Consider the following 12,147-nt stretch of genomic DNA (forward strand, 5'->3'; position numbering starts at 1 on the left):
CTATCCCCTAAATTCAAAGGTGCTCAGGCCAAACGTCAGCAGATCGCCGTTGCGCAGCGGGCAGCGCGTAATGCGGCGGTTGTTGACGAGCGTGCCGTTGGTGGAATTGAGGTCCTCGATCGACCAATCCGAGCCCGTAAAGGTGAGCTGGGCGTGGCGGCGCGACACGTTGGGGTCGCGCAGGGCAATGTCGGAAACTGAGCGCTCGCGACCGATGGTCACCTGTGCGGAGGTGATGCTATGGCTCTCGCCGCTCACGACGTCGACGAGCTGGGCGAGCGGGCGCTGCGGGGCGCGAGTGCTCGCCATGTTGGAGGCGATGCCGGCTGCGGCGCCTAGGCCCACGGCGGCACCGGTCGCGGCGGCTCCGCCCATGCCGGCAAGCGCGTCGCGCGAGACGGTCTGAGGCACCGGGATGGGTGCGGCGGCGGGGTCGGGGACGCTAGGCGCGAAGGGGTCTGCCACGGCAAGCGGGTCGGGAGCGGCGGCGCGAGGCGTCGGCTGCTGCTGGGGCATGGCGGCGGGGCGCTGCTGCTGCGGGGCAGCAAACTGCTGCTGGCCGGCGCGCGGGGCGCTGGCGGCACGGCTTGCCGCGGAGTTGTTCTGGCCCAGGCCGTTCTGATAGGCGCGCTCTTCTTCGTACAGGCGGCCGAGCGTGGGGGCATCGACGTTCTCGGCAAAGACCGAGAACTTGCCGGCGCGCAGCTGCGGATCGATCATAAAGCGCACGAGGGGCTCGCCGACAAAGACATAGCGGCGCTTTTCGGCCTGCGCCTTCACGAACTCGCGGACCTCGCGCGAAAGCTCGGGGTAGAACGGGGCGAGCATGGGATCGTCGTCGGCGGCGATCAGGATGGTATAGAGTGCCGGCGCCGTGTTGACGCCGTTGATCACCAGAGTCTGATCCTCCATGTCGCGAGCGGCCTGCTTGGCAAGCTTCTTAAAGGAGAACGGGGCACGGGTGGCACCGAAGATGCCGGCCACGTGGTCCTCGAAGATGTTCAGGAAGTTCACGAAAGATCACTCTCCGTATAAGTTCTTTGGTATCCGAGCAAATATAGGCATATCCCAACGATTATAGAGGATAGGATTCCCGCAACCGCCGCCTTGGCGATGACCGCGGCTGCAAGGCTGGCAATTTCCATATGGTGTGCAAGACAGGACGCCGCTGCGCAGCCGATGCCGGTGACAGCGATGGCGGCGATTGCGGCAAGGTTTGAGCCCTGATTGGCACGCTTGGCATGGACATTGAGCAGCGCAGATGACGCCGCGGCAGTTGCCGCGACCAGCACAAAGGCAGCCCAAAGGAGCGGGTCTCCCAGCGCTGCGGCAACGTTACCGAGCCCCAGCACGCCTCCGGCTGAAAGCGCGACCGTGGCCAGACGGGCAAAAAGCGCGCCCATGCCCGTTGCCGCGGCGGCGCTTGCCGGGCCGAGCCAAAATGACGCGACGCCGGCGGCGACCCCAGCTGCCAGGAAGGTATTGCCGGTCAGACAGCCAAGCGCGAGTGCACAGGTGAGCGTGGCGCTCGCGGCAGTCTCGGTGCGACCCCAGGCGATCCACCAACCGGACATGGCGGCGGCAAAGATCACCGCGACGGGCAGCATCGACAGGATGCCCTGTGCCTGCATGGTGGCGTTGGCCATGAGCACCAAAAAGCCCACAGCCGAGATGGCCGAGCCAATCTGGGGGGCCAGGCCAGCCGCCGCTCCGATCGCGATAGCCGCAATGACCAGGCCGGGAAGCGCCGCGACCCCGGCCGTTTGCATCAGCAAAAAGCTAAAGGTGCCGCACGTTAGCGCCGAGATAGTGCGCATGGTGTAGTCGCGCGCATGGCTCCAGCGCGTGCCCGCCCAGCCGAGTGCGGGGTCGACCTCGATGGCGTCGTCCTCGTAGTGCGACGGCTCGATATCGTCGAGCTCCTGCTCGTCATCCGAAAGCTCGCCAACCATTTGCTCCAGGCTGCGACGGCCTTCGCGCACGCTGCCCAGACCGGCAAGGAGCTGGTCGCAAAATGCCTCGATGCTGTTGGGGCGGTCCTGCGGCATGGGGGAGAGCGCGCTCATGAGCGCGCTCTCGGCTCCCGGGGGAAAGTGTGGTATCAGCTCGCTGGGATAGGTGGCGCCGCCGATGATGTGGCCGAGCGAGTCGGCGGGCGTGGCCGCCATAAAGGGGGCGCTGCCACACAGGCCCTCGTAGATCACACAGGCAAGGGCAAAGACATCAGCGCGTTCGTCGACCGTGCCGGTCTCGATATCGAGCTGCTCGGGCGGCATGTAGCCGATGGTGCCGCCGCGCGAACCGCCAAAGCCACCGGCGGACGACAGTCGCGCCATGCCAAAGTCGGTGAGCTTTACATTGCCCGAGTGGTCGATGAGCACGTTGGCGGGCTTAATGTCCAGGTGGAGTACGCCATTACTATGGGCGAAGGTGAGCGCCTGGCCCAGGGCATCGGCAATAGCTGCGGCCTCGTCAAAGGTAAGTGAGTGGCCGTCCACGCGGTGCAAAAACTCGGCCAGCGACATGCCATCGACATACTCCATGACTAGGTAGGCATAGGCTGTGTCGTGCGTAAAGTCGATGACCTGCACGATATTGGGATGTTGAAGCATGGCGGCGGTGTGCGCCTCGCGCAGGACATCCATGATGTCGCTGGCGGGCATGCCAGCACCGTTGATAAGGGGGATACGCTTAATGGCGACGCGGCGGCGCAGGTGCGTGTCGCGGCAGATCTCGATGGAGCCAAAACCGCCGGTCGCAAGTGTCTCGAGCGGCTGGTACCGCTTGAGCAGCTCGCGAGAGCTGGTGCCCTCCAAAGGAACGTCCGGCGAGAACCGGGCGGTATGTTGCGAGAAAAGCGGCATGGCCAACCCTCGTGCGTTTAAAGTTCGTTTGCGAGCGGCGGGCGCGGAGCCGAGCCGTTCGCGGTGGCATAGATGCTGCTAGTGTAGCACGCGCAGGTGGGCGACATTCAATTTAAGCTCCGTCTGGGGTCTGGACCTTGCGTCCGGCCTAGCGCTTTTTCTTGTTCTTCTTCTGCTTGCGCTGCTTGCCCTTGGTCTCCTGGGGCTTGTCGCCCTGCTTGGCCTCGACGGCGGCCTTTTCTGCCTTCATCTTCTTGCGTTTGGTCTCGATGCGGAGTTTTTTGTTGATGCGGGCCTTGAGGAAGGGACCGAACTGCTCGGCATCGCCGCGGACAAAGGTGTCCTTAGGGATCGTCACGCCCTGGTCGGCGAACATGGCCACAAAGATGCGCTCGCCGTCGAGCACGTGGTCGAGCTTTTCAAACGGGAAGAACTGTGACTTGCCGCTCTTGCCCCAAACCATCAGGCCGTCCTCGTTGGCGGCGACGCGGCGATAGCGGCCACCCATGGACTCGTCGGCCTCAACGGCGTCGATAAAGTCGCGGGCGAGGGTGTGGTGCAGGTTTTTGCTCCACCAGGCCAAAAAGGCGCCGAACACGATCAGGACGACGCCAAACTTGATCCAGTTGCCGCCGGCCACCAGCATGCCAATGCCGAGCAGCGCGGCAAATGCCGCGGCGACATACAGCGAGCCGCGACGCCTGGGCGAGGCGACCAGGCGGGCGAAGTCGGTGACCAGGTCGTTTTCGTACTGGTACTCGTTGAGGTACAGGATGCCGTCGTCGGCTGCGGCCTGCTCCTCGAGCGCGACCTCGACCTGGTCGGCTGCTTCGGAGGGGACGAGGTTGCTCTCTGCGTCTGCCATGCTCTTTGGACTCCTATCGCGGCGGGCTCGCCGTACGGGTATTATGGAATGCAGTATGCCGTGCGACCGCATGGCCGCCGCGGCAACAAGACTCAGTATACCCGGGGGAGCACCCATGGAATCGTTGTACCGAAAGTATCGCCCGCTCACCTTCGACTCCGTGGTGGGCCAGCAGCATATCGTCTCGACGCTCGAGCACGCCATCACCGAGGGGCGCCTGTCCCACGCGTACCTATTCTGCGGACCGCGCGGCACGGGCAAGACCACCATGGCGCGCATTCTGGCCAAGGCGCTGCTGTGTCGCAATGCCGAGGCGGCGCGCGCCGAGGGTGCAAGCGGCTGCTTGCCCGACGGTGCTTGCGAGGAGTGCGAGCTCATCGCCGAGGGCAACCACCCGGATGTCTACGAGCTCGATGCCGCAAGCCGTACCGGCGTGGACAACGTGCGCGAGGAGATCATCAACTCCGTCAACTTTGCCCCGGTGCGCGGCAAGTACAAGATCTATATCATCGACGAGGTCCACATGCTCACGACGGCGGCGTTCAACGCGCTGCTCAAGACGCTTGAGGAGCCGCCGGCGCACGTGATCTTTGTGCTGTGCACCACCGACCCGCAAAAGATTCTGGAGACCATCCTCTCGCGCTGCCAGCGCTTCGATTTCCACCGCATCGGCAACGAGGATATCGAGCATCGCCTGTCCTACGTGTGCGAGCAGGAGGGCTTCGATTACGACGACGAGGCACTCGCCATTGTGGCGCGCCATGCCAAGGGCGGTATGCGCGACGCGCTTTCCACGCTGGAGCAGCTGAGCGTCTTTGGCAACGGTTCTGTGCATGCGGACGACGCCCGCTCGCTTTTGGGCGAGGTTTCGGACCAGATTCTGGGCGAGTTTTCCCGCGCCATTGCCGATCGCGATGTTGCCGAGCTCTATGGACTGATCCGTGCGCAGGTCGAGGAGGGCAATGACCTGCTGGAGCTGACGCGCGACCTGGTGGCGCATGTGCGCGACGTGTACGTTGCCTGCGTTGCCGGTGCCCGTGCCGAGCTGTTTGAGGGCGGCTCCGAGCAGGCCGAGGCGCTTGCTGCCGAGGCCGCTGCCTTTGGCGAGCATCCTGCCGACCGCCTGGCCCGCGTGCTGACGGTGCTCGACGATGCCGCACTGGAGATGAGGGGCGCGAGCGACGTGCGCCTGGTGCTCGAGATTGCCTGCACGCGTCTGGCGCGTCCCGAGGCCGATTTAACGATTGAGGCATTGGCCGAGCGCGTGGCACGCCTGGAGGCCATGATTGCCAACGGCGCCGTGCCGGCGAGCGTGGCTGCTGCTCAGGCCGCCGCGCCTGCAGCATCCGTACCCGCTGCTGCCCAACAGCCGACGCTCATTTCGGGCGCTCGTGCTGCCGCTCCGGCGGCATCCGCTGCCCCCGCTGCTACGTCCGCGCGCCAGGGCGGTATGCCTTGGGACCGCGGCGCTGCTGTTCCGGCTGCCCAGCCTGCGCCCAAGTCCGCGGCTCCTGCGCCGGCGCCCAGACCTGTAACGCCTGCACCTCAGCCCGTTGCGGCTCCGGCTTCCGCGCCTGCTGCATCGACCGTGTCGGTGTCCAAGCCCAACAACGCCGCCCAGGTTGCCGCCGCCGGTGCTGCCGAGACCCCCGCGGTTGAGGACGCCGGCGAGCTCCAGCGCAAATGGGCCGAGGTCGTCGAGCGCGTCAAGGCTCGTCAGGCCTCCTACGCAGGGCTTTTGCTCAACGCCCGCGCCACGGCCGACGACGGCTCCAAGCTCACGGTCTCGTTCCCCGCGGGTTCGACTTTTGCCATCAAGATGCTCGGTCGCGCCGATACGCAGTCGGTGGTCCTGCCGACGGTCTGCGCGGTCTTCGGTCGTCGTACCGTCGACTATGTCCTGGATGGGGGTGGCACGCCGGCTCCTCAACATGAGGAGCATTCTCCATCTGCACGGGCTGCGGTATCTGCGGACCCGCAACCCGTGTCCTCGGTGCCCCCTGCATCCTCGAGCGCCAGCGCGACGCAGCCAAAAGCGGCGCCGGTAGCGGCACCGACCCCGTCGGCGCCTGAACCCGCTGCGCCCAAACCGGCTGCTCCGATCCCCGCGCCCAAGTCCGCTGCCGCGCCTGCGCCCAAGTCATCCGACCTGGCCAAGGCCCCTTGGCTGCGCTCCGACAACCCTGCCGGTGCTCCTGCCACGGGCAAGCTCCCGACCGAGCCCGCGCCCCGAGCGCCCGAGCGCGCGTCCGTCCCCATGGCTCAGCCGCCTGCGCAGGCTGCGCCATGGGAATCCGAGCAGGTGCCCTACGACGATGCTATGGTCGGTGGTTTTGCTGCCGATGCCGGCGGGGACGATCTGCCCCCGTTCGACGTGTCGGGTGCGGCGTCCGCGACCAAGGCCGCTGCTGTGGCACCCGCAGCCTCTGCAAACGACGACGTCCCCGCCGCTCCCTGGGAATCCAATCCCGGTGCTGGCAGCCCCTTCGGCCATCAGGGCGCAGCCCCGAGCATCCCGCAGACCGAGGACGAGGCCAAGGCCCTCATCCGCAGCGTCTTTGGCCAGGCCACCATCTTCAAGCCGGTGGAGTAGCTGCGCAGGCGGGTATACTGCTCAAGAAGAGGACCCCTTGTCCGGGCGCATCTGTATTTCGGACATGTGTAGTGTGGTGCCGCGTATGTCGCATTTGAGCAGACAGGTGCGTGACGGTCGGCCTAGGATGCTGAGGTCGATACGATACGTCGCATGGCTGTCCGTGTACTCGACTTGCTCGGCGTTAATGGTTGCTCCGATTGCCAAATAAACGCCTAGCTCGGCATCGACAATCTTGAAGTCCTTTATCTTGACCTTGAACTCTTGATAGAGGGACGGGCTGTTGTAGTAGACGGTTCGGGTTCCGTCGGTGCACTCATCGGTCGTCTCCCATTTGACGACGGGCTGGTCCGAGCTGGCTATCAGCAGTTCTGCTCCAAAAGCTATGGCATGGGTGATGACAACCAGCAATGCCCAGCCGACAAAGAGATAGAGAACCACATATGCAACGGGGTGTTTTGAGCGGATGTTTTGGAGCGCGTTGGGGGCATTCATGGGGCACCTCCAAATTACTATCTATGGCAATCAAATTATACCCTGCCGCCATGTGCGCCGCCTCGAGCAGCGGTTCGGCATTTAGCTATTTAGTGGCGCACATGAAATGCCGGATTCGGCTCTACTAGATTGAGTGTGCGATATTATGCAACCTTGCATAATTCGACCTTGCATAATCTTTGAGTGCGGTTTGTATTGGAGGACATGTATATCGACTGAGGTAACACGTCCGCCCCGCTCTCTCGCCGCGCGCCGTGGTACGATTTTTGAGTTTGAAAGTCCCGCCGTGCTCCGGCTGCCCTTGCAGCTCGGCGTGCGGCCGCACGTAAAGGAGCCATCATGGCCGGTATGAACATGCAGCAGATGATGAAGCAGGCTCGCAAGATGCAGGAGCAGCTTGCCGCCGCGCAGGAGAACCTCAAGTCCCAGACCGTCGACGCCTCTGCCGGCGGCGGCATGGTCAAGGTGACCGTTAACGGCGAGATGGAGCTCGTCAACCTCACCATCGATCCCGATGCGCTCGATCCCGAGGACGTCGATATGCTGCAGGATATGATCATGGCTGCCGTCAACGAGGCCGTCCGCGGCGTCAACGAGCTCGCCAACAAGCAGATGGGCGCCATCACCGGCGGCCTCAACATCCCGGGCATGCCGTTCTAAGACACGCATATATATGAGTGCCAACCACAGTCTGCAAAAACTGCTCGATGAGCTGGGCCGTCTGCCGGGCATTGGTCCCAAGTCGGCCCAGCGCATCGCCTATTACCTGTTGGAGGCCGACGCCGAGGAGGCGCGCCGCCTGGCCGAGGCCATCCTGGAGGTCAAGCAGGAGGTCCACTTTTGCAGCCGCTGCTTTAACTACGCCACGGCCGACGAGTGCTCCATCTGCCAGGACCCGATGCGCGATACCACTCGCATTTGCGTGGTGGGCGAGCCGCGCGATGTCCAGGCGATCGAGCGCACGGGCAGCTACCACGGCCTCTACCACGTATTGGGCGGCGTGATCAGTCCCATGGACAAGATTGGCCCCGAGCAGCTGCACATTCGAGAGCTGCTGGCACGCTTGGGCCACGAGGACATCCACGAGGTCATCATCGCCACCAACCCCAATATTGAGGGCGAGACCACGGCGAGCTATCTGGCCCGTACCATCAAGCCGTTGGGCGTCGAGGTGTCGCGTCTGGCAAGCGGCCTTCCCGTGGGCGGCGACTTGGAGTATGCCGACGAGCTTACGCTTGGCCGCGCCATCGAGGCCCGCCGCGCGATTTAGGTGGCGAGCCTGCTCCTGCCGTATGTTTTCCTCGCGACGCACGGGGTAGTCATAATTTCCCCGTGCGACTGTGAGTTTGTTGTGCAACAAAGATGCTTCGTATCCACTTATCGCATGGATGCTTCCGCTCGCATCCTTAATTTGTCCATTCGTTGCGCAACCTTTTTGGTTCGCTGATACACTCAAATATGGATTCGAATGAATGCGCCGCTCCCGAGCGGCGTGTTTTTGTTGGAGGAGAACGCATGCGGCCCGGTGGCACTCAGACAAAGCGCGGCGCCGCGGTGCGCATACGACGCCGACTGGGCTTGGCGTCGCGGGCGTACGCACTGCTATCGTGCTCGCTGGTGCTGGTCATAGCTGGCGTTTCTGCCTATGGCATGACCGTGCCGTCCATGATGCAGGCGCATGCCGCACGCGAACCGCGCGTGGGGCATGAGGTCAAAAGCGATCTGGGCACCACGACTGGATATGCTTGGGCAAGTGTGGTCGGGCATATTGTGTTTGGCACCGACGATGCGGACGGCGCCGAGGCCCCGGACAACGAAGTCACGCTTGCCAATGGCAAAACCATCGTGCTCACCAACACCAAGATCATCGATCGATTGTCCAACAATAGCGTGGCGGCAACGGTGAATAAGGTCGAGCAGCAAAAGGAGCAGGACGCCCAGCAGTCCGGAAAGCCCGGTAGCTCGGATACTTCTGGCTCCGGCTCGGATTCATCGAGTTCGGGCGGCGGCTCTGGGTCGGGTTCCTCTACCGGAGGGCCTGGAAACGGCGGCTCGACGGGCGGCAACACTGACAACGATGCAAACTCCGGCGGCCTTTCCGCTGCTGAGGAAGAGAGCATTCACAGTTGGCTTGTGACCAAGTACAACATGCTCGACGGCTATGTTTCTCGTGCCAATGACGTGGTCTCGACCTATAACTCTACGGGAGATCCCAGGCCGTGCGACAGCCTGGTCGGGGAGATGTTTGTCATTCGAGCCGAGTTCGGTCGTCAGACATTCTCGCCCCGGTCAAGGTGGTATCAGCAGTATGCCAATCTGTGGGGCTGTTACACCAACCTATGTCAATGGGTCGGCCATTACGGCGATGATGACGTCGCGCTCGGTAACTTCAACAATAACGTGGCGGCGCTTGCCCTATGATGACCGATCTTGCATCCACCACACCACAATCGCTCGGTCGCGATCCCATGGTCGGCCTGCGCCTGGCGCGTGTCGACGGGTTTGAGCCGGCCATTGCGCTCGGTCAGGACGAACTGCCTGCCTATCTGCGTCGTTTTACGATACTGTTTGCCGACGATGCCACCATGCGCCGTGGCGGTATCGGCCGCGTGACGCGTGCTGTCAACGCCCAAGGCGAGGACGTAGCACTCAAACAGCTCATCTTGCCGACGCGCGATGAGTTTGACGACGATGCCGCCCATGAGTCGCTGGTCGCCAAGTTCAAAGCGGCATTTCGCGAGGAATATGAATGCCATCGCGCCCTTTCGGGCCTTAAGGGCTTTCCCCGCCTCTATGGCTGGGGCGAGGTTGACGGTGTGCCTGCAATTGTCATGGAATGGGTCGAGGGCGAGACGCTCGCCCGCTTGCGCTCGCGACTCGCCGTGGACGATGCCGGACGCCTATCGCCGCTTGTGGCGGCGCGTCTGGGTCGCGACCTGTTCGATCTGCTCTGCCGTATGAGCCTGGTGGGCGAGGGCTTTGTCCATCGCGATATCTCGCCCGCTAATATTATGGTGCGTACGGCGCGCCTGCCGCTTGACCGACAGCTTGCCGAGGGCACCTTTGACCTGTGCCTGATCGACTTTGGCTCGTCGCTGGCGCTTGAGCCTGCGTCGGCCGTGGCCGGTACCGGCGGCAAGGCGTCGTTTACGGAGCGTTATGCCACGCTGCGTCGCGCGACGGTTGCCTATGCCCCGCCCGAGATGCTCACCGACGATATTCCCGACCTGCGCGCTTTGCGTATGTCGCCGGCGATTGACGTCTATGCCGCGACAAGCACGGTTTACGAGCTCATTGCCGGCGTCGTGCCATACGAAGCCGCGCCGAGCACTTCGGGCACCTCGGGTTCGCGCAAAAAGACGCGCGACATTGCCAGCCCCTACCGTCTCAAGACGGACACACGGCCCGACTATCCCATTGGTGCCCATGCGCCCGGTTGTGATTTGACTCAGCTGCTTCGTCGTGAGCCCGATGTGGCGCTCGCCGCGGCCGAGCAGGCCCAGCAGCTGGGGCTTGAGCCGGATTCCGAAGAGCTACGCGATGCGCTGGCGTTTGTCGATGCCCAGCTGTTCGACGTGGTGATGGCCTGTCTGTCCAGTCATCAAAAAGATCGTCCCGAGCCGGCGGCGGTCGAGGCGGCGCTCTCGGCGTTTTGTGACCACTATGCGCAAAATGTCGGTCGTTCGCTTCGCGGCGAGCCGCTCACGCCGTGCCCCATGGATGCGTCTGGCCGCGCGGTTCGTCGCGCGCTGATGGTCGGCGCGACGGTCGTCTGTGGCGTGGTTTGGGCTGTGGTCGTGGTTTCGGCCGCGCTGCTGGCGTCGGGCGCCCGCGTGACGGCGACTTTGGGATCGCTCGTGTGGTCTGGGTCGCTACCGAGTATTATTGCCGCACTGGCGTTGGCGCTGCCAGGCATAGCCGGCGTTACCGCGGGGGCACTTGCGCGCAATCGGCGCTCGGGGTTCCTGCAGGGTGTGCTTGCGCTTTCTGCCTGCGAGGTTCCGGTGCTGGTTGTGGCTGCATGTAGCGTATTTTCCCAACGCGCCGTGATGGGCGGCCTTGTTGCCGCTCTGGTTGCAACCTATACGCTTACGTGGTTTTTGCTTGCGATGGGCTTTGCCTTTGAACTTCCCGTTTCGGCACCACGACGCACAAAAGCCCAGATGGCGACTCCGCTTGCCGGTGGAGCCGCAGCTGCCCGTACTTTTGGCGGACCTGTCGAAGTATCGTCCGATTCTATTTCTACGACCAAGGAGGCCTAGGTCATGGCATCTCAAGTTGAGCTCACCCCATGCGGGGCCATGTTTGACATCTTTAAGCGCGCGGCGCATCTGAGCCATATCGAGCTGTGCGGCTTGGTGCTTTCGTCCCGTCCGCTCGCCGACGGCCGCAGCCCGCAGAGCCGAGCCGCCGATCGCTCTTGGGTTTCCCGCTTTATCGTTCGCGCGCCGGTCGGCACGCTTCAGCAGCGCTACTTTGCCGAATACGGTACCTCGGCTGCGCGTATTATGTCGCAACTGGCCCTGCGCCAGCGCAATCCCATGGACTCCACGGCTGTGATCAATATGGTGTGCGGTCCTGCAGGTGAACCGATGGTACGCGCGCTCGAAGAGTGCCACCAGGACACGAATCTCTATCGCAACGCGCTCGATCGCCTGTCCCAGGCGGCGGAACTCATGCCCGCCGAGCGCGCCGAGGCCGTGCTGGTGCTGTTTGTCGCCGTCGGTTGTTCGGCGGATGTGCGGTCCTCGGTGAACTATTCCATCGACTACGCGCACGCGACCTGTGGCGGAGGCACATCCACGCCGCGTTCGCTTGGCATGTCGCTGACTGCGGGCGAACGCGAACCCGCCCCGGCGCACCCCTTGGGCTTGCTGCGCGTGCAAAACAGTTTTGTCGTGAGCGCCCCGCGCTGGATTCAGCCGAGTGAGCAGGGTGTTGAGATTGGCGCGCTGGCCACTGGTGAGGGCGATATTACCGACGTCGGCGACGATGTCTCGGCCCGCCATGCCCATATCTGGTGCGATGCTCAAAATATCTGGCACGTCGAGGACTTGTCGTCCACCAACGGAACCGTGGTGGTAAACGGGGCCACGCGCGTCTGCATTCAGGTCGAGCCCGGCCGTTCCGCCCAACTCAATCCCGGCGACGAGCTCAAGCTCGGCGAATCCACTACCTACGCCATCCTCTTCGGTGCTCTCTAGCCGGCAGATAGGGACGTTCCTTTTCTGCCGGCACTTGGGGACACTCCTCGGCGCGCCAGAGCCGGTCGCCTGGGGATGGAGAGGCCATTTTGGCCCTTGGCAGTCACCCAAGGTAAACCTTTACCG

The 12,147-nt window shown here is 63.6% G+C and carries 10 protein-coding genes; 6 read left to right on the top strand and 4 right to left on the bottom strand.

What is annotated here, in order from left to right:
- The 3 genes from GXM19_RS08820 to GXM19_RS08830 all read right to left on the bottom strand — a co-directional run bounded on the left by GXM19_RS08820 (nucleotide 1) and on the right by GXM19_RS08830 (nucleotide 3,729).
- A complete protein-coding gene (locus tag GXM19_RS08820) occupies nucleotides 1-1,014 on the bottom strand; it encodes an FhaA domain-containing protein (protein WP_035136732.1) in 1,014 nt (337 codons plus the stop codon).
- Nucleotides 1,011-2,864: a serine/threonine-protein kinase gene (locus GXM19_RS08825; protein ID WP_006235178.1), complete on the bottom strand. Its 1,854-nt coding sequence runs from the start codon at nucleotides 2,862-2,864 to the stop codon at nucleotides 1,011-1,013. The genes GXM19_RS08820 and GXM19_RS08825 overlap by 4 nt, the downstream gene beginning before the upstream one ends.
- Before the next feature lie 148 nt (nucleotides 2,865-3,012).
- Nucleotides 3,013-3,729: a hypothetical protein gene (locus GXM19_RS08830; protein ID WP_006235177.1), complete on the bottom strand. Its 717-nt coding sequence runs from the start codon at nucleotides 3,727-3,729 to the stop codon at nucleotides 3,013-3,015.
- A gap of 115 nt (nucleotides 3,730-3,844) precedes the next feature.
- Between GXM19_RS08830 and dnaX the strand changes: the two genes are divergently transcribed.
- On the top strand, nucleotides 3,845-6,322 hold the full coding sequence (gene dnaX / locus GXM19_RS08835; protein ID WP_006235176.1) for a DNA polymerase III subunit gamma/tau: 2,478 nt from the start codon (nucleotides 3,845-3,847) through the stop codon (nucleotides 6,320-6,322).
- A gap of 21 nt (nucleotides 6,323-6,343) precedes the next feature.
- Here dnaX and GXM19_RS08840 read toward each other — a convergent pair whose 3' ends face one another.
- Complete coding sequence (locus GXM19_RS08840; RefSeq protein WP_006235175.1) at nucleotides 6,344-6,817, bottom strand: hypothetical protein; 474 nt, start codon at nucleotides 6,815-6,817, stop codon at nucleotides 6,344-6,346.
- 339 nt (nucleotides 6,818-7,156) lie between these two features.
- Between GXM19_RS08840 and GXM19_RS08845 the strand changes: the two genes are divergently transcribed.
- From GXM19_RS08845 to GXM19_RS08865, 5 genes are all read left to right on the top strand, one after another.
- Complete coding sequence (locus GXM19_RS08845) at nucleotides 7,157-7,477, top strand: YbaB/EbfC family nucleoid-associated protein (protein WP_006235174.1); 321 nt, start codon at nucleotides 7,157-7,159, stop codon at nucleotides 7,475-7,477.
- A gap of 13 nt (nucleotides 7,478-7,490) precedes the next feature.
- Nucleotides 7,491-8,087, top strand: a complete 597-nt coding sequence (recR, locus tag GXM19_RS08850) for a recombination mediator RecR (RefSeq protein ID WP_006235173.1) — start codon at nucleotides 7,491-7,493, stop codon at nucleotides 8,085-8,087.
- Nucleotides 8,088-8,332: 245 nt separating this feature from the next.
- Nucleotides 8,333-9,238 (top strand): hypothetical protein, encoded by a 906-nt coding sequence (locus GXM19_RS08855; protein ID WP_006235172.1) that lies wholly within the window; start codon nucleotides 8,333-8,335, stop codon nucleotides 9,236-9,238.
- Entirely contained in the window at nucleotides 9,235-11,079 is a 1,845-nt protein-coding gene (locus GXM19_RS08860) for a serine/threonine protein kinase (RefSeq protein ID WP_006235171.1), read from the top strand. Before GXM19_RS08855 ends, GXM19_RS08860 begins: the two co-directional genes overlap by 4 nt.
- A gap of 3 nt (nucleotides 11,080-11,082) precedes the next feature.
- Nucleotides 11,083-12,021, top strand: a complete 939-nt coding sequence (locus GXM19_RS08865; protein ID WP_006235170.1) for an FHA domain-containing protein — start codon at nucleotides 11,083-11,085, stop codon at nucleotides 12,019-12,021.
- The last annotated feature ends 126 nt before the right edge of the window (nucleotides 12,022-12,147 follow it).

The sequence above is a fragment of the Collinsella aerofaciens ATCC 25986 genome, assembly GCF_010509075.1.
GTDB lineage: Bacteria > Actinomycetota > Coriobacteriia > Coriobacteriales > Coriobacteriaceae > Collinsella > Collinsella aerofaciens.